The organism is Stenotrophomonas sp. 2YAF26 (assembly GCF_052114625.1).
Taxonomy (GTDB): domain Bacteria; phylum Pseudomonadota; class Gammaproteobacteria; order Xanthomonadales; family Xanthomonadaceae; genus Stenotrophomonas; species Stenotrophomonas indicatrix.
Genome location: NZ_JBFRFC010000004.1, coordinates 229,685 through 247,465, shown reverse-complemented (window position 1 = coordinate 247,465; position 17,781 = coordinate 229,685). Strand labels below are relative to the sequence as shown.

Below are 17,781 nucleotides of genomic sequence, written 5' to 3'. Positions count from 1 at the left end.
GCGCCCCCGAAAACGCAGAAGGCCCTCCCGCCCGATGAGCGGAAGGGCCTTCGAACCACGCGCGATTACTTGCGCTTGGCAGCCTTGCGCACGGCCTTCTTGGCCGGAGCCTTCTTGGCCACAGCCTTCTTCAGCGGTGCAGCCTTCTTGGCGACGGTCTTGCGGGTAGCGGCGACCTTCTTGCCGACAACCTTCTTGGCGACGGCGGTCTTCTTGCCGACAACCTTCTTGGCAGCGGCGGTCTTCTTGCCGACGACCTTCTTGGCAGCGACGGTCTTCTTGCCGACAACCTTCTTGGCAGCGACGGTCTTCTTGCCGACAACCTTCTTGGCAGCAGCGGTCTTCTTGCCGACGACCTTCTTGGCAGCGACAGTCTTCTTGGCCACAGCCTTCTTGGCGGTAGCGACCTTCTTGCCGGCAACCTTCTTGGCGGCCACGGTCTTCTTGGCTACAGCCTTCTTGGCGGTAGCGACCTTCTTGCCGACAACCTTCTTGGCAGCAGCGGTCTTCTTGGCCACAGCCTTCTTGGCGGTCGCAACCTTCTTGGTGGCGGCCTTCTTCACGGTGGCGACCTTCTTGCCGGCAGCCTTGGTGGTCTTCTTGGCAGCAGCAGCCTTCTTGGTCACGGTCTTGCCGGCAGCCGCCTTCTTCTTGGCCACTTCCTTCTTCAGGGCAGCAGCTTCGGCCTTGGCGTTCTTCTTGGCCGCTTCCAGCTTCTTCTTGGCGTTGGCGACGGTCTTGCCGACCGACTTGGCGGCCTTCTCGGCCTTCTTGGCAACGGTCTTCTCGACCTTGGCCACGACCTTCTTGGCCTTGGCGACGCGGGTGGTGGCAGCCTTGCGGGCGCGCTTGACGGTCTTCTTGACCGACTTCACTGCGTCTTCGGCGGCGTGGGCGATGGTCTCGCCGACGTTGGTGGCGGTTTCTTTCACGTTCTCGACGGCGTCGGTCACGACCGACACACCATTACCGTTGCTCATGTTGCCCTCCTAGGGGCCTGGATTGTCAAAACGGGGCGATGCTATACCGACAATGGCTATCGTGGAACGGGCACGCCTGGTCAATCGCATCCGGTGCGACGCAACTGATGTAAGCGATGGCGGCCGCTGACGCGCCCCGCAGTCAGGAAATCCCTTTTTTTAAGCAGTGTGCTGCACAGCCTGCCGGTTGCTGGGGTACCGATGCAGGCACTGGCGGCAGCCACACATCCGCGTAGCACTGAGCGTCATCGCAAGGTCGGGATGCGCGGAACTGCGCAAGTGTCACGGTGTATCAAGGCGCTGCCGGCATGCCTGACGGCGCGCGATCGCGGCTGTCGCGAACAGCGTTGTGGTGCGCGCGTCGGCTGTCCGGCGCCCTCGGCGCGGGTCGGATTTTCATGGGGCATTTATCCAGATCGCGACACACTCATTCAGCTTGTTCTACCGTATGCGTCAATGGCCCCTACCTCAGCCTGCGAACCGACTCCCATGCGACCGCTTCCCACCCTGCTTACGCTCGCAATCGCCGCTGCCTTCGGCGGCTTCGTTGCCACCGGCCTCAATGCGCACCTGGACAACCGTGCCGACGCCGCTCCGCTGCCGGCGGTACTGCCCACGTCCGCAGCGCTGCCGGCCGCAGTCGCCGGGCAGGCGGTGCCTTCGCTTGCACCGATGCTGGAAAAAGCGATGCCGGCGGTGGTCAGCGTCAACACCAAGCAGGTGGTGCGGGTACGCAACCCGTTCTTCAACGACCCGTTCTTCCGACGCCTGTTCCCGGACATCCCGCAGGAGCGGATCAACGAGTCACTCGGTTCGGGCGTCATCATCGATGCCACCGAAGGGCTGGTGCTGACCAACCACCATGTCATCGACAATGCCGATGACGTGCAGGTGACACTGGCGGATGGGCGCACGGTAAAGGCAGAGTTCCTCGGCTCGGACCGCGACACCGACATCGCGCTGATCCGCATTCCGGCGCAGAACCTGACCGACATCAAGCTGGGCAACAGCGACCAGCTGCGGGTGGGCGACTTCGTGGTTGCCATCGGCAATCCGTTCGGTTTCAGCCAGACGGTCACCTCGGGCATCGTCTCGGCGGTGGGCCGCAGTGGCATCCGCGGGCTGGGCTACCAGAACTTCATCCAGACCGATGCATCGATCAACCCGGGAAATTCCGGTGGCGCGCTGGTCAACCTGCAGGGCCAGCTGGTGGGCATCAACACCGCCAGCTTCAATCCGCAGGGCAGCATGGCCGGCAACATCGGCCTGGGCCTGGCCATTCCCTCGAACCTGGCCCGCAGCGTGGTGGACCAGCTGGTCAAGCATGGCGTGGTGGTGCGCGGCACGCTGGGCATCGAAAGCCAGAACCTGAGCGCGCAGATCGCGCAGGGCCTGGGCCTGGGCGAAACCCGTGGCGCCCTGGTAACCCGCGTGCTGGCCGGTTCGGCCGGTGCCGCTGCGGGATTGAAACCGGGCGACGTGGTGGTCTCGGCCAACGGCCAGCGTGTGGACAGTGCCGAAGCACTGCACAACGTGGAAGGCCTGGCGGCGGTGGGCAGCGTGCTGACCCTGGACGTTCGCCGCGAAGGCAAGCCGCTGCAGATCAAGGCAACGCTGAAGGAACAGGCACGCGTGGTCAGCGGCGAGAGCCTGGACCCGCGCCTGACCGGTGCCAGCTTCGTCGACCTGCCGGAATCGCTGCGCCAGTCCGGGGTGGGCGGCGTGCTGGTCAGCGAGGTCAAGCGCGGCAGCCGCGCTGCGACCAACGGCCTGCAGCAGGGCGACATCATCACCGATGCCACGGTGGGCGAGTTCGCCGACCTGGCCAGCTGGCGCGCCAATTTCCAGCAGCGCCCGCCCACCCTGGTGCTGCGCGTGCTGCGCAACAATGGGCAGCAGCAGGGCCAGTTGGTGATGCGCTGATCGCCTGGCCGTAACGCCCCCTATACCCACGTGATGCTATTGCTGTACGTCCAGGTCGGCCAAGCGCCGATCGCCCGTTCCCCCATCGCAACAGGAGTGATTCGATGAGCCCCACCAATACCGAGAACCTGAAGGACCACCTGGGTGAAGCCGGTTCCCACCTGAAGCAGGCCGCCAGCGCTGCCGGCGGTGCGATCAAGGGCGCTACCGGCGCCGCGACCGATGAACTGCGCATCGGCAAGGCCAACGTCAAGGCTGAACTTTCCGACAGCGCGCTGTCGGGCCTGGCTGCTGCCGAGTTCGGTGGTGCCGCCGCCAAGGAACAGGTCGACGCGCTGATGGACAAGGGCAAGGACCTGATCGACAGCGCTGCTGAGCTGATCCGCGAACGTCCGCTGGCCTCGTTCGGCGTGGCCTTCGCTACCGGCTGGATCATCGCCAAGCTGGCCCGCGGCAGCGACAAGTAAGCTGCGGCGTGAGCGAAGACACCACGCAACGTCCTGATCCGGCGGCCACGCCGCCGTTGGACGAAAGCATCCGCCAGGTCGGCGCAGCCGGCCGGGCGACTGCCGATTCGGCCAAGCACTCGCTGCGTTCGCTGCGCCGATTGGCGTCGGCGGACTTCGCGCTGGCGCGCAGCGCATTCGGCCGCGCATTGGCCTGGGCCGGCGTCGCCATCGTGTTCGGTGCGTCGGCCTGGCTGCTGCTGGCCGCTACCCTCATCGCCCTGCTGCAGAGCTTCGGCCTGAGCTGGCTGCAGGCCCTGCTGATCACCTCGTTGCTGAGCCTGGCCGTTACCGGCTATGCGATCTGGCGCGTTTCGTACTTCTTCCACCACACCGGCATGCACGCCACCCGGCGTCAGTTGTCCCGGTTGGGCCTGTTCGATGAGCCCACCGATGATGATCCCGATGCCGGCGTGCAGATCCCGGAGGGCAAGCCATGAAGTTCGGTGCACTGCAGCGGCGTGTGAAACGTTGCGAACAGGTGATGGCCGTGCGCCTCGGCGAGACCCAGGACCACTGGAACGTGCTCAGCCAGGTCTGGCGACAGGGCTGGTCGCCACTGCGCATCGTGGTGGTGGGTCTGGCCGGCGGGTTCATCGCCGGCAAGCTGGAGGTTCCGGGCAAGGTCAACGGAGCGCGTTGGCTGCAGATGGTCGGTTCGGTGTCCAGCCTGTTCGCCAGCGCCCAGGCCGCGTTTGCTTCGGTGGTGGCGGCGCAGGCGGCGGAAACCGCAGACGATGCCGCCGACCAGGTGGATGAAGCGGCCGGGCCGCCATCCGCTGCCGCGGCACGACCGGCAGCACGCCCGGTGGCCGAGCCCGAGCTGCATGAGCCCCGTCCCGCCGAAGCGGCGACCGAGTTGTCCGAACGTTGACGAACCTTACCCGCCGCGTTGATCGCGGCGGGCCGATAATGGGCTTCTCTTTCTGGTCGGTGCGTCGATGAGCGAGTCCCTGTTGTCCCCGTCGTCGCCTGCGCCGGACGAGTCCGCACCCCTGCCGCCCCCCTCGCGCCCACGTGGCCCGATGTCGCTGGTGATCCTGGCGACCTTGGCCGTGGCGTTCACCCTGTGGGCGGCGCAGGACATCATCCTGCCGGTCCTGCTGGCGATGTTCTTCGCCCTGGTCGGCAACCCCATCCTGCGCCTGCTGCAGAAACTGTGGATTCCGCGCGCGCTCGGCGCCCTGCTGGTGCTGGGCGCCGGCTTGGGCGTGACCGGTGCGCTGGCGGTGCAGCTGATCGGCCCGGCGATGGACTGGGCACAGGAAGCACCGCAGCAGCTACGCAAAGTCGCCCGCCAAGTGCAGGACCTGACCAAGCCGGTGCAGCAGGCCAACCAGGCCGCAGAGAATTTCGCGCGCGTGGCCGGCGGCGACGGTAACCGCAAGGTGCAGGTGATCCGCACCCAGCTGGACGACCCCTACCGCATGCTCACCCGTGCGCCGCGCTTGGCCGCCTCGGTGCTGGCCGTCGTGCTGCTGACGCTGTTCTTCATGATCTACGGCCAGAGCCTGCAGCGTGCAGCGATCGCGCTGTTCCCGAACCGGCAGCAGCAGCGCTTCACCAGTGACATCCTGCGCTCGATCGAGCATGAGGTATCGCGCTACGTATTGACCATCAGCGTGATCAACACCGTGGTCGGCCTGCTGTTGGCCGGGGTGCTGATGCTGCTGGGCATCGGCCTGCAGGAGGCGCTGCTGTGGGGAACCGTGGCGGCGCTGCTGAATTTCGCTCCCTATGTCGGCCCGCTGCTCGGCGTCGCGTTGATGCTGCTGATGGGCTTCGTCGAGTTCCGCGACCCGCTGCAGGCGCTGCTGCCTGCGGCCGCCTACCTGACCCTGCATACCCTGGAAGGGCAGCTGGTGACCCCGATCGTGCTTGGCCGGCAGATGAAACTGTCACCGCTGGTGCTGATCCTGGCGCTGATGGTGTTCGGCTGGGCCTGGGGCATGATCGGCCTGCTGCTGGCGGTGCCACTGCTGGTCTGCATCAAGCTGGTGCTGGCACGACTGGAGGGCATGCAGGGCTGGGCGCGCCTGCTGGAGTGAGCGGGCCAGGACCGGAAACAAGGGAAGAACTGGCAGAATACTCCCCCTTTTTTCGGATGGATCCGTTCGGATGACCTCGTTCGCCACACGCTGCCTCGCCCTCGCCTGCCTTGCCACCCCTGCTTTCGCCGCGACGCCACCGGCTGCCGACCAGGCGCGTACCCAGCTGGTCGAAGCAGTCACCTGCAAGCGCCACCTCACCCCCAAGCAGTTCGAAGCCATGGCGCAGCTGCTGGCGCCGCCCCCGCTGCGGGCGGAAAACGGCGAGTCCAGCGGCGAGTTCCGGTTGACCACGCCACTGATGGTGCTGGGCCAGCCCGTGACCCGCCTGCAGGTGTACGACGGCGACAGCGGCGAGGATGGCGTCGACAGTTTCACCGCGTACTTCAGCACTGCCAGCGTCGAACAGATCGCGGCACTGGCGAAGCTGTCCAATCCGGTGGCAGGTACCTATTCGCGGGAAGTGGGCCGGCACAACCTGGATGTGCAGCGGTTCGACGGCCAGACCACCATTGGCTGCTCCTACGACCTGCGCTGACGCACCCTGCAGTGACCCAAGCCCGCCGCGGCGCATGAAAGCCCGCGCGGGCAGGCGTAGAATGGCGGGGTGAAATTTCCTGTCCTAGCCATCACCCTCGACCTCGACGATACGCTGTGGCCGTTCGCTCCGATCGGCGCCCGCATCGACCAGGTCCTGTTCGACTGGATGCGTGAACACAGCCCCGCCACCGCCGCGATGTATCCGGTGGCGGCCATGCGCGAACTGCGCGAGCGCTCGTTCCGCGACAACCCCCACCTGCATTTCGACCTGAGCGCGCTGCGCCGGCTGACGATCCAGGAGGCGCTGGAAAACAGCGGCGCCAGCCTGGACCTTCTGGAACCGGCATATGAAGTGTTCTACGCCGCCCGCAATCAGGTGGAGTGCTACCCCGATGCGCTCGACGCACTGGCGCGTATCGCCGCGCGGGTGCCGGTGGCCGCGTTGAGCAACGGCAACGCCGATCTGGAACGGATCGGCCTGGCCCATCACTTCAGCTTCCAGCTGGGCGCGCGCGAGCATGGCGCGGCCAAGCCGGAAGCGAGCATTTTCCACGCTGCCTGCGACCGCTTGGGCGTCGCCCCGGCGCAGGTGCTGCACGTGGGCGACCACGTCGAGATGGACGTGGCCGGCGCGATGGCTGCCGGCCTGCGCGGCTGCTGGATCAACCGTGAAGCGGCCACCTGGAACCATCCGCAGCTGCAGCCTGACCTGCAGTTCGACACCCTCACCGGCCTGGCCGATTGGCTCGATGCCAACCTCGACGCCGCCGACGCTGACGCATCCCGGAGTACCTGACGCATGAGCGAGATCACTGGTTTCACCGCCGACACCACCGCCGCGCTGCCGTTGCACGTGCTGGACCGCAGCCAGTTCGAGGCGTGGAAGAACAGCCAATCCGCTGCCACCCAGGCGTGGTTGAAGTCGCAGGGCTTCACTGCGGGCGCGCATTCGGTTGCGCTGCTGCCCGGCGCCGATGGCCTGGCTGGCGCGGTGATCGGCGTTGGCGATCGTGCCGATGCCTACAGCTACGCCCATGCACCACATGCCCTGCCGGAAGGCAGCGTGTGGCAGTTGGCCAGCGAACTGCCGGCCGCCGAGCAGGCACTGCTGCAGCTGGGCTGGGGCCTGGGCAGCTACCGCTTCGACCGCTACCGCAAGCGCAACCGCGCGCCGGCCCAGCTTGTTGCCGCACCGACCGGTGAGGTGGCCGACCTGATCGCCGCCAGCCTGCGCGTGCGTGACTGGGTCAACACGCCGACCGAAGACATGGGCCCGCAGCAGCTGGAAGACGCCGCGCGTGCCCTGGCTGAAGCGCATGGCGCGCAGGTGGAAGCCATCACCGGCGACGAACTGCTGGCGCAGAACTTCCCGGCCATCCATGCGGTGGGCCGTGCCTCGCACCGTGCGCCGCGGCTGATCGTGCTGCGCTGGGGCAAGGAGACCGACCCGGCGCTGGCGCTGGTCGGCAAGGGCGTGTGCTTCGATACCGGCGGCCTGGACATCAAGCCGGCCGATGGCATGCGCAACATGAAGAAGGACATGGGCGGCGCCGCCCACGCGCTGGCCCTGGCCGGGCTGGTGATGGCCCAGCAGCTGCCGGTGCGCCTGACCCTGCTGGTACCGGCCGTGGAAAATGCGATCGGCCCGGATGCCTTCCGTCCGGGCGAAGTGATCGCCACCCGCAAGGGCCTGAGCGTGGAGATCGACAACACCGATGCCGAAGGTCGGGTGATCCTGTGCGACGCGCTGACGTTCGCCGGTGAGCAGAAGCCGGACCTTGTGCTGGACTTCGCTACCCTGACGGGCGCGGCGCGCATCGCGCTGGGTCCGGATCTGCCGGCGCTGTTCAGCAACGATGACACGGTGGCCCAGCAGTGGCTGCAGGCCGGCGATGCCACCCGTGATCCGGTGTGGCGCATGCCGCTGTGGCGTCCGTACCTGCGTTACCTGAGCAGCGGTATCGCCGACCTGGCCAATGCCGGTTCGCGCATGGCCGGCTCGGTCACCGCCGCGCTGTACCTGGAACGCTTCCTGGAAGACGGACAGCGCTGGGCACATCTTGACGTGTATGCCTGGAACGATGGCGAGCGCCCGGGCCGCCCGGCCGGTGGCGAAGCCCTGGCCCTGCGTTCGGCCTGGACGATGCTGAAGGCACGTTACGGCTGATGGAGCTGCCGGGCATGGCCCGGCGCCACCCATGCCAGTGGGTGCCGACCTTGGTCGGCACTGCATCACCCTGCAAATCTGACGAAAAATTGAATTTCGGCCCCGGTCGGGTTCTGCGAGGATGTGGTGGTCGCCCACCCACACATCCGTGAAGGCAGGAATCCGACCATGTCGCTCTTCCGCTACACCCGCGCCGGCCAGGAGCCGGGCGCGCCGCGCCGGCATTCACCCTTGCCCTGGATCGCGCTGATCGCACTGATCCTGGGCATCGTCGCCCTCGCCTTCGCTTGGCTGGCCGGCTGGATCGGGCGCGACCGGCTGACCGCACAGCGTTTCACCGACACCATCGAGGCCACCGGCCCTGCGCATCCCGGCTTCCGCCGCGCGCACAGCAAAGGCGTGTGCGTGAGCGGCTGGTTCGAACCCAGCGCGCAGGCGCCCACGCTGTCCAGCGCGCGGGTGTTCTCGCAGGCGAAGGTTCCGGTGCTGGGCCGGCTGTCGATCGGCGGTGGTGATCCGCACGGCGCCGATGGCAGCGCGCGCGTGCGCAGCATCGCCGTGCAGCTGGTGAGCGATGACGGGCAGGAATGGCGGATGGCGATGAACAGCTTCCCGTTCTTCGCCGTGCCCACCGCCGAGGCGTTCTACGAGCAGACCCGCGCGCAGATTCCGGACCCGGCCACCGGCAAGCCCGACCCGCAGAAGATGGCGGCCGTGCTGGCCAGGTACCCCAGCGCACAGGCCTTCCAGCAATGGGCCAAGAGCGCACCGTGGACCAGCAGCTGGGCCAACACCACGTTCAACAGCGTCAACAGTTTCTGGTTCACCAACGCGCAGGGACAGAAACGCGCGGTGCGCTGGCGCTGGCAGCCGCAGGCGCCGCTGGTGGAGATGGATGCAGAGGCACGCAAGCAGGCCAATGTCGATTTCCTCAGCCAGGAACTGCGGCAGCGCCTAGCCACCGGCCCGGTGCGCTGGAACCTGGTGGTCAGCCTGGCCGCGCCGGGCGATGCCATCGATGATCCCTCGGTGCCGTGGCCTGAATCGCGCGAACAGGTGGTGGCCGGCGTGCTCAGCCTCGACCGCATGCAGTCGCAGGAAGAAGGCGCCTGCGGCCAGCTCAACTTCGATCCGCTGATCGTGCCCAGCGGCGTACGCGGCAGCGATGACCCGATCCTGGCTGCGCGCTCGGCGGTGTATTCGCAGTCGTTCAACCGCCGCGAGCGCGAGCGCGCCAGCGGTGCGGCGGCACAAACGAAGGGGGAGGCACGATGAGCACCGGCAACGGCCACTTCAACCTGCTCGCCCGGGTGCTGCACTGGTCCATGGCGCTGATGATCATCGCCATGCTGTTCATCGGCGTGACCATGGTCGCCTCGCTGCACCTGCGCCCCATGCTGATCGACCTGCACCGGCCGCTGGGTATCGCCATCCTGCTGCTGGCGGTGCTGCGCCTGTACAACCGCCTGCGCCATCGCCCACCGCCGCTGCCAGCGGACCTTCCCGCGTGGCAGGTGCTGGCGGCGAAGGCTTCGCACTGGATGCTGTACGCGTTGATGCTGGCGATGCCGTTGATCGGCTGGGCGATGCTGTCGGCCGGCGGCTACCCGATCGTGCTGGGCGGTGGCCTGCACCTGCCGCCGATCGTGCCGCACACGCCAGCGCTATACGCCGCGCTGCGCAATGCGCACAGCCTGCTGGCCTACGTATTGTTCGCCACGGTGCTGATGCACGTGGGTGCGGCCCTGTTCCACCTGTGGGTGCGCCGCGATGGCGTGTTCCAGGCGATGGCACGCGGGAAGGATTGAATGGGTTCGCCGGGGGTTCCCGGCTGCCCTTTTCCGCGACCGCGGAGGGGTGTCGCTTTCTTTGCTCGTGCACCGCGCTGCAGGAGCAGCGCGGAACGGCGTAGCCGGCCCGTAGGGTGGCGCACATGGATGTGCGCCATCAAGAAAGTAACCAAAGAAACACGCCGCCGGCCGCGAGCCGGTGCTGCGCACCGGTACCCTGCGCTTCTCGGTGAATCAGGGGACGGCGCCGAACTCGCTGCGCTCAGACATCGGCGCCTCTTCGCCCCTGATTCCCCCGCGATGCTCGGCTCGCTACAAGGCGGACCCAACGTCAAAAGCCGCAGCTGCACCCAGTAGATCCACGCCATGCGTGGATGCCTTTGCCGTTGATCTTGACCTTCCATTCCGCCTTGAGCGAGCCGAGCACCACAGGTCCGGCGAGGGCGAAGAGGCGCGGGTGTCTGAGCGCAGCGAGTTCCCGCGCCCTCCCTCGACGGACCGAGGAGCACAGGGCACCGGTGCGCAGCACCGGCTCGCGGCTGGCGGCGCGTTTCTTTTGGTTACTTTTCTTTTCGCGCGAAAAGAAAAGTGACGCCCCCCTACAACCACCCCTTCTGCCGCGCCAGCCGGTACGCCTCGATCCGGTTGGCCACGCCCAGCTTGCCGATGCATTCGGACAGGTAATTGCGCACCGTGCCATGCGACAGCCCCAGCTGCTCGGCGATCTCGCTGGCGGTGCGGCCCTCGCCCGCCAGGCGCAGTACGCGGCGCTCGCGGTCGGTCAGCGGGTCGGCCTGCGACCACGCATCCAGCGCCAGCTGCGGATCGATCGCGCGGATGCCCTGCTTCACCTTGCGCAGCGCTTCGGCCAGTTTCTCGGCCGGTGCATCCTTCAACAGATAGCCCAGTACGCCCGCTTCCAGCGCGCGGCGCAGGAAACCGGCACGGGCGAAGGTGGTCACGATCACCACCTTGATCGGCAGTTCATGACGGGCGATGCGCTGGGCGAGTTCCAGCCCGCTCAGCCCCGGCATCTCAATGTCGGTGACCAGGATGTCCGGCTGCAACTGCTGCAGCATGCGCCAGGCGGCTTCGCCGTCGGCAGCACTGCCCAGTACCTCGATATCCGGTTCCAGGCCCAGCAACGCCGACAATGCGCCACGCACCATCGCCTGATCCTCGGCCAGCAGGATGCGGATCATGCCGCGCCTCCCTGTGCCAGCGATGCCGGCGACAGCGGCGTAGTCGCGGCCACCAGGGGCACGCGCACGGTCAGCAGCGTGCCTTCCCCGCGCGGCGACTGCAGCGTCAACTGGCCACCCAGCGCTGCTGCCCGCTCACGCATGCCAGACAATCCGTTGCCCTCGGCCTGCACGCCACCACGGCCGTCATCGCGTATCTGCATTACCAACTGTCGGTCCTCAAGCATGAAATCCACCTGCACCCGGGTCGCCTGCGCGTGGCGCACGATGTTGGTCGCCGCCTCGCGCAGCACCAGTGCCAGCCCACGCTCTACTTCCACTGGCATCGGCGGCGGCGGCATGTACTGCAGGTGCACCTGCTGGCATTCCAACAGCAGCCGCGCCGATGCCAGTTCGCCGGCCAGATCGCTGGCACGGATGCCGGTCACCGCACTGCGTACCTGTGCCAGCGCTTCGCGGGCGATGGCCTCGGCTTCACCGATCTCCTGCCGTGCACGCGCGTCATCGCGGTCGTACAGCTTGCGCGCCAGTTCCAGCTTCAGCGTGATCAGCGACAGCGTGTGGCCCAGCAGGTCATGCAGATCACGGCCAATGCGCTCGCGCTCGGCGGTGGTTGCCAGGCGCCGCACCTCATCCTGGGACAGCTGCAGGGCGACGTCGCGCTGATGGCTCAAGGCCTCCACGTTCACCACCAGCCCGACAATGAACGACACCGCCGGCATCCACACCATGGCCTGCCACGGATAACCGAAGTAGAGCGCGGTGCTGCAGAACAGGAGATTCAGGCCAGTGAGCTGCAACAGGTACACCCACCAGCCGCCGCGGCTGCTCATGCGGATCATCACGCAGCCGAACACGAAGTAGCTCAGTCCCGACGGATACCACGGCAGCAGCACCAGGGCCATCACGATCATGCCCAGGGCGTAGCGCCAGGCGTGGTGCCGTGGCGCCAGCATCACCCTGGCATAGAACAGCAGGAACAACGGATAGCTGGCCAGGGTCAGCAGCAGCCAGCGCAGCGTGAAGCCGTTCCCGAGCACTGGAGTGAGGAAGATCCAGACCGACCACAGCAGGTGGATCGCACCACTCCAGGGCGACTTGCCACGCCGCAGCAGTTCGGCCACCGCCGAATCCGGGGCAGGGCGCAGCAGGGACGCAAGCCAGCTCGGTGGCACGGAAGATTCCAGGCGGGGACGATCGCTGCCGATCATGCCAGTTCAGCCGACCCGGCGCAGGCGGCGACGCGCCTGCGCCACCAGTTCATCCACCTGCAGCATTGGCGGCAGGCTGGTGCTCTGCAGCATCACGCCAAGGCCGAGCCGATGATCGCGCTGCTGCGGATCACCACCCAGCAGCTCGACCTGGCCGGCGTCGGCACGGCGCAAACCCAACAGCACGCTGATCGCGGTACTCTTGCCCGCACCGTTGCGGCCTAGCAGGGCCAGTACCTGGCCAGCGCGCACCTGCAGGTCGATGCCGTGCAGGGCGGTATGGTCGCGGTAACGCACCTGCACCTGCTGCAGGCGGGCCAGCGACGGGGCGATCGTATCCATGTGCGGTACCGGTAGCGGGGACGTTGCCATCCTGTGCCGCCGTGGTCACATTTCGCAGTTGCCGCCGTCAATGACATCGGATGACAGCTGTCACTGCCATCGCCGATGCACCTGCCTTCATGCTGTGCCGCACGCTCCACCGCCGGAACCGCCGCTGCCTGCCCTTCCGGTCACACCCGCCCGAACGCCTGTGATGGAACGAATGAACGCTTCTGCCGAGCTGTTGAAGGAACTCCGTATCGACCGCAAGTCGCCGCCGCCCGCCTCCAGTGGCGGCAGTGGTGGCCGCCGCTGGCTGTGGATCGCCGTGGCCGTGATCATCGTGCTGCTGGCCGGTGGTGCATTCGCACTGTTCGGCCGCGCGCCCACCGTGGAAGTGGACACCGCACCGGCGGTGGCCATCCAGCAGGGCAGCGCCAGCAGTTCGGTGCTCGACGCCAGCGGCTACGTGGTCGCCCGGCGCATGGCCACGGTGTCGGCCAAGATCACCGGCAAGGTGCGTGAGGTGATGATCGAAGAAGGCATGCGGGTGGAACAGGGGCAGATCATGGCCACCCTGGACCCGATCGATGCCGACGCGCAGCGCAACCTGTACGCCTCGCAGCTGCAGGCCGCACGCAGCCAGGTGGTCGGCCTGGAAGCACAGCAGAAGCAGGCCGCCGCTGAAGCCAGCCGCCTGCAGGCGCTGGTCGGCCAGCAGCTGGTCTCGCGTTCGCAGTACGACCAGGCAGTGGCCCAGCGTGACAACCTGCGTGCGCAGCTGGAAACCGCACGACGCAACGTCAAGGTTGCCAACGACCAGCTGTCCATCGCCGACCTTGGCGTGGACAACAACATCGTGCGCGCGCCGTTCTCCGGCGTGGTCACCGCCAAGGCCGCGCAGCCCGGCGAAATCGTCTCGCCGCTGTCGGCCGGTGGTGGCTTCACCCGTACCGGCATCGGCACCATCGTCGACATGGAATCGCTGGAGATCGAAGTCGAGGTCGGCGAAGCGTTCATCGGCCGCGTGCAGCCGAAGATGCCGGTGGAAGCCACGCTCAACGCCTACCCGGACTGGAAGATCCCGGCCGAGGTGATCGCCATCGTTCCCACCGCTGACCGCGGCAAGGCCACGGTGAAGGTGCGGGTGGCACTGAAGGTGAAAGACCCGCGCATCGTGCCGGAGATGGGCGTGCGGGTCAGCTTCCTGGAACAGGCCAAGCCGCAGACCGAAGCCAAGCCGCAGGGCGTGCGCGTTCCGGCCACTGCGGTGGTCGAGCGTGAGGGCGCGTCGGTGGTCCTCGCACTGGGCGATGACAACCGCGTGCAGCAGCGCACGGTCGAGGCGGGCCAGGCGATGGGCAAGGACCGCCAGATCCTCAAGGGCGTGAGCGCAGGGGAGTCGGTGGTGGTCAACCCGCCGGACACCCTGCGCGACGGCACCAGGGTCAAGCAGAAGCAAGCGCAGTAACGGCCCGGCGCCCGCATGGCGCCACCGGCAGTACCGCTGGAATGCACCACTGTTCGACGCGTGCCGGCCGTTGGCCGGGACGCATCCCCGTTTCCCGCCTTTCGTGGAGAACCACCCATGTCGACCCTGGTTTCACTGCGCAACATCACCAAGACCTACCAGCGTGGCCCCGAAAAGGTGCAGGTACTGCACGGCATCGACCTGGATATCGCCAGCGGCGATTTCGTCGCGCTGATGGGCCCGTCCGGTTCCGGCAAGACCACCCTGCTCAACCTGATCGGCGGGCTGGACAACCCCACCGGCGGTGAGATCAGCATCGAAGGCGAGCGCATCGACCAGATGAGCGGCGGCCAGCTGTCGACGTGGCGCAGCCACCATGTCGGCTTCGTGTTCCAGTTCTACAACCTGATGCCGATGCTGACCGCACAGAAGAACGTGGAACTGCCGTTGCTGCTGACCCACCTCAGCGCGGCGCAGCGCAAGCGCAATGCCGAGATCGCGCTGACCCTGGTCGGCCTGGCAGACCGCCGCAGCCATCGCCCCAACGAACTGTCCGGCGGCCAGCAGCAGCGCGTGGCGATCGCCCGCGCGATCGTCTCCGACCCGACCTTCCTGATCTGCGACGAACCTACCGGCGATCTTGACCGCCAGTCCGCCGAAGAGATCCTGGGCCTGCTGCAGCAGCTCAACCGCGAACACGGCAAGACCATCATCATGGTCACCCATGACCCGAAGGCCGCCGAGTACGCCACCCACACGGTGCACCTGGACAAGGGCGAGCTGGCCGACGCGCCGCTGGCCCACTGACGGAGGCCACAGCGATGAAATACTTCTCGTTGGTCTGGGCGCAGCTGTTCCGCAGCCGCACCCGCACCCTGTTGACCCTGCTGTCGGTGGTGGCCGCGTTCCTGCTGTTCGGCATGCTCGACTCGGTGCGCGTGGCGTTCTCGTCCGGTGGCAGTGTGGAAGGTGCCAACCGGTTGGTGGTGGCTTCGCGCCTGTCGATCACCCAGTCGCTGCCGATCCGCCTGGAAACGCAGATCCGCCAGGTCAGCGGCGTGCGCGATGTCACCTACGGCATGTGGTTCGGCGGCATCTACCAGGACCCGAAGAACTTCTTCCCCAACTTCTCGGTGGCGCCCAACTACTTCGATGTCTACCGCGAGCTGCAGATCGACCCGGCGCAGCTGCAGGACTGGCAGCAGACCCGTACCGGCGCGATCGTCGGCGAGACGCTGGCCAAGCAGTTCGGCTGGAAGATCGGCGACACCATCCCGCTGCAAGCCACCATCTTCCCACGTGGCGGCAGCAACGACTGGCCGCTGGAACTGAAGGGCATCTACCGCTCGAAGGATCGCGCACTGGCGGCCAATGAAGAACGCCAGTTGATGATGAACTGGAAGTACTTCGATGAGTCCAACGACTACATCAAGAACCAGGTCAGCTGGTACACGGTGACGCTGGACAACCCGGAGCAGTCATCAAGGGTGGCGCAGGCCATCGATGCGATCTCGGCCAACTCCGACCACGAAACCAAGACCCAGACCGAATCGGCGTTCCAGCAGGCGTTCGTGAAACAGTTCGCCGACATCGGCATGATCGTCACCTCGATCATGGGCGCGGTGTTCTTCACCCTGCTGCTGTTGACCGGCAACACCATGGCCCAGGCGGTGCGCGAGCGCGTTCCGGAACTGGCCACACTGAAGACGCTGGGCTTCAAGGACAGCACGGTGCTGACCCTGGTGATGGTCGAATCGGTGCTGCTGATCGGCCTCGGTGGGCTGATCGGCATGGGCCTGGCGGCGCTGATCCTGCCGGCCATCAGCCCCAAGAGCATGGGCATGCTGCCGCCGCACGTACCGACGCCGACCTGGCTGGTGGGCATCGTCCTGATCGTGGTGATCGGCATCGTGGTCGGGCTGCTGCCCGCACTGCGCGCCAAGCGCCTGAAGATCGTCGACGCGCTCGCCGGCCGCTGAAGAGGACACCGACATGAACAAGCTCAAGAAGTGGCTGGGAAACGCGGTGACCGTGGTGCTGCTGGCCGTTGGCCTGGTGGTTTGGATCGGCCTGCCGTGGATCGGCGTAGCCGCCATCGCGGTACTGCTGGGGCTGTGGCTGGCGCTCACCCGCAGTGGTCGGCTGGCCCTGGCCGCCACCCGTATCGGCATCGCCAGCCTGCCGCAGCGCTGGGGTGCCTCCTCGGTGATCGTGGTCGGCATCGCCGGCGTGGTTGGCGTACTGGTGGCGATGCTGGCGATGGGCGAAGGCTTCCAGGCCACGCTCAACAACACCGGCGATGACACCACCGCGATCGTGCTGCGCGGCGGTTCGCAGGCCGAGACCAACTCGGTCATCACCCGCGAACAGGTCCCGACGCTGTCCACTCTGCCCGGCATCACCCGCGATGCGCAGGGGCGGCCGCTGCTGTCGCCGGAACTCTCGCAGGTGGTCAACCTGGTGTCCAAGGCCGATGGCACCGACGTCAACGCGCAGTTCCGCGGTGTCGGCCCGCAGGCGTGGGCCGTGCATGACAAGGTCAAGATCGTCGAAGGTCGCCGGTTCGCCGCCGGCCTGCGCGAGATCGTGGTCGGCCAGGGCGCCAGGAGCCAGTTCCGCGACATGGATGTTGGCAAAACGCTCACCCTGGGCAACCAGACCTGGACGGTCGTGGGCGTGTTCGCTACCGGCGATGCGCATGACTCGGAACTGTGGACCGACGCCGACACGCTGGCCACCACCTACCAGCGCAGTGCCTGGCAATCGATCAGCGTGCGCACCGACGGCAAGGCTGGCTTCGAGCAGTTCAAAGCCGCCGTGGCCGCCGATCCGCGCCTGAAGCTGGACGTGGAAACCACCCGCGTCTACTACAGCAAGCAGGGTGGTGGGTTGACCAAGCTGATCGACATCCTCGGCAAGGTGATCGGCACCATCATGGCAGTGGGCGCCGTGTTCGGTGCGCTCAACACCATGTATGCCGCCGTGGCCACACGCGCACGCGAGATCGCCACCATGCGTGCGATCGGCTTCCGTGGCCTGCCGGTGGTGACTGCAGTGATGCTGGAAACCATGCTGCTGGCGCTGCTCGGTGGACTGCTGGGATGTGCGGTGGCGTGGCTGCTGTTCAACGGCTACAGCGTGTCCACCATCGGCAGCAACTTCAGCGCGGTGGTGTTCAAGTTCCATGTATCGCCGGAACTGCTGTGGAGTGGGTTGAAGTGGGCGCTGGGCATCGGCCTGGTGGGTGGGTTGTTCCCGGCGCTGCGCGCCGCGCGGCTGCCAATCACCACGGCGCTGCGCGAGACCTGAGCATCACGCAGCGATACAACGCGCACCCTGCAGGGACGGAGCGAAGGCTCCGTCCCTTTTTCTTTGCACGTCATCCACGCATGGCGTGGATCTACTGGCCCATCCGCATGGTGTGGACGCCGACGTTGTTGCAGTAGATCCACGCCATGCGTGGATGGATGCGTGTACGCACGCAACAACGATTACAGATTGCGCAAACACCGCCGCTATTGGTGCCTCTGCCCATCGCAAACGCATCGCGCGTGACGTTGCGCACAGTGCACCTGTGGATTGTTGGTTGCGATTCATTTTCGCGGCGTTACAGCGCGCGCGG

The 17,781-nt window shown here is 66.8% G+C and carries 18 protein-coding genes; 14 read left to right on the top strand and 4 right to left on the bottom strand.

Annotated elements, in window-relative coordinates:
- Positions 1-65: 65 nt before the first annotated feature.
- On the bottom strand, positions 66-980 hold the full coding sequence (locus AB4Y98_RS06680; protein ID WP_363734342.1) for a histone: 915 nt from the start codon (positions 978-980) through the stop codon (positions 66-68).
- A 489-nt stretch (positions 981-1,469) separates the two neighbouring features.
- Between AB4Y98_RS06680 and AB4Y98_RS06675 the strand changes: the two genes are divergently transcribed.
- The 10 genes from AB4Y98_RS06675 (at position 1,470) to AB4Y98_RS06630 (ending at position 9,972) form a co-directional block, all read left to right on the top strand.
- Positions 1,470-2,903: a Do family serine endopeptidase gene (locus AB4Y98_RS06675; RefSeq protein ID WP_025878360.1), complete on the top strand. Its 1,434-nt coding sequence runs from the start codon at positions 1,470-1,472 to the stop codon at positions 2,901-2,903.
- Between the two features lie 104 nt (positions 2,904-3,007).
- A complete protein-coding gene (locus AB4Y98_RS06670) occupies positions 3,008-3,370 on the top strand; it encodes a hypothetical protein (RefSeq protein WP_025878359.1) in 363 nt (120 codons plus the stop codon).
- An 8-nt stretch (positions 3,371-3,378) separates the two neighbouring features.
- Complete coding sequence (locus tag AB4Y98_RS06665) at positions 3,379-3,849, top strand: phage holin family protein (RefSeq protein ID WP_025878358.1); 471 nt, start codon at positions 3,379-3,381, stop codon at positions 3,847-3,849.
- Positions 3,846-4,283, top strand: coding sequence for a protein sip-5 (locus AB4Y98_RS06660; RefSeq protein WP_363734339.1), 438 nt, complete (start codon positions 3,846-3,848; stop codon positions 4,281-4,283). Before AB4Y98_RS06665 ends, AB4Y98_RS06660 begins: the two co-directional genes overlap by 4 nt.
- Before the next feature lie 67 nt (positions 4,284-4,350).
- Positions 4,351-5,457, top strand: coding sequence for an AI-2E family transporter (locus AB4Y98_RS06655; protein ID WP_442244030.1), 1,107 nt, complete (start codon positions 4,351-4,353; stop codon positions 5,455-5,457).
- A 70-nt stretch (positions 5,458-5,527) separates the two neighbouring features.
- Complete coding sequence (locus tag AB4Y98_RS06650) at positions 5,528-5,995, top strand: hypothetical protein (RefSeq protein ID WP_442244029.1); 468 nt, start codon at positions 5,528-5,530, stop codon at positions 5,993-5,995.
- 69 nt (positions 5,996-6,064) lie between these two features.
- Complete coding sequence (locus AB4Y98_RS06645; RefSeq protein ID WP_025878355.1) at positions 6,065-6,793, top strand: HAD family hydrolase; 729 nt, start codon at positions 6,065-6,067, stop codon at positions 6,791-6,793.
- A 3-nt stretch (positions 6,794-6,796) separates the two neighbouring features.
- Positions 6,797-8,164, top strand: a complete 1,368-nt coding sequence (locus tag AB4Y98_RS06640) for a leucyl aminopeptidase family protein (RefSeq protein ID WP_223497514.1) — start codon at positions 6,797-6,799, stop codon at positions 8,162-8,164.
- Between the two features lie 168 nt (positions 8,165-8,332).
- Positions 8,333-9,439, top strand: a complete 1,107-nt coding sequence (locus AB4Y98_RS06635; protein WP_442244028.1) for a catalase family peroxidase — start codon at positions 8,333-8,335, stop codon at positions 9,437-9,439.
- Complete coding sequence (locus AB4Y98_RS06630; RefSeq protein WP_025878352.1) at positions 9,436-9,972, top strand: cytochrome b; 537 nt, start codon at positions 9,436-9,438, stop codon at positions 9,970-9,972. The genes AB4Y98_RS06635 and AB4Y98_RS06630 overlap by 4 nt, the downstream gene beginning before the upstream one ends.
- 581 nt (positions 9,973-10,553) lie before the next feature.
- On the opposite strand, the gene AB4Y98_RS06625 is transcribed toward AB4Y98_RS06630, so the two are convergent.
- From AB4Y98_RS06625 to AB4Y98_RS06615, 3 genes are read right to left on the bottom strand one after another with little or no spacing between them, the layout of a single operon-like run.
- Positions 10,554-11,156: a response regulator transcription factor gene (locus AB4Y98_RS06625; RefSeq protein WP_442244027.1), complete on the bottom strand. Its 603-nt coding sequence runs from the start codon at positions 11,154-11,156 to the stop codon at positions 10,554-10,556.
- Entirely contained in the window at positions 11,153-12,367 is a 1,215-nt protein-coding gene (locus tag AB4Y98_RS06620) for a sensor histidine kinase (protein ID WP_442244026.1), read from the bottom strand. Before AB4Y98_RS06620 ends, AB4Y98_RS06625 begins: the two co-directional genes overlap by 4 nt.
- Before the next feature lie 6 nt (positions 12,368-12,373).
- Positions 12,374-12,709 carry an ATP-binding cassette domain-containing protein gene (locus tag AB4Y98_RS06615; protein WP_301868676.1) on the bottom strand — a complete coding sequence of 112 codons (336 nt, stop codon included), beginning with the start codon at positions 12,707-12,709 and terminating at the stop codon, positions 12,374-12,376.
- Between the two features lie 202 nt (positions 12,710-12,911).
- On the opposite strand from AB4Y98_RS06615, the gene AB4Y98_RS06610 reads away from it, so the two are divergent.
- The 4 genes from AB4Y98_RS06610 (at position 12,912) to AB4Y98_RS06595 (ending at position 17,468) form a co-directional block, all read left to right on the top strand.
- Positions 12,912-14,159, top strand: a complete 1,248-nt coding sequence (locus tag AB4Y98_RS06610) for an efflux RND transporter periplasmic adaptor subunit (RefSeq protein WP_442244025.1) — start codon at positions 12,912-12,914, stop codon at positions 14,157-14,159.
- A gap of 117 nt (positions 14,160-14,276) precedes the next feature.
- Positions 14,277-14,966, top strand: coding sequence for an ABC transporter ATP-binding protein (locus AB4Y98_RS06605; RefSeq protein ID WP_025878346.1), 690 nt, complete (start codon positions 14,277-14,279; stop codon positions 14,964-14,966).
- 14 nt (positions 14,967-14,980) lie between these two features.
- Positions 14,981-16,138, top strand: coding sequence for an ABC transporter permease (locus tag AB4Y98_RS06600; RefSeq protein ID WP_032978283.1), 1,158 nt, complete (start codon positions 14,981-14,983; stop codon positions 16,136-16,138).
- A gap of 13 nt (positions 16,139-16,151) precedes the next feature.
- The gene (locus AB4Y98_RS06595) at positions 16,152-17,468 is read left to right on the top strand and encodes an ABC transporter permease (RefSeq protein WP_442244024.1); all 1,317 of its coding nucleotides are present in this window, start codon (positions 16,152-16,154) and stop codon (positions 17,466-17,468) included.
- Positions 17,469-17,781: the final 313 nt, after the last annotated feature.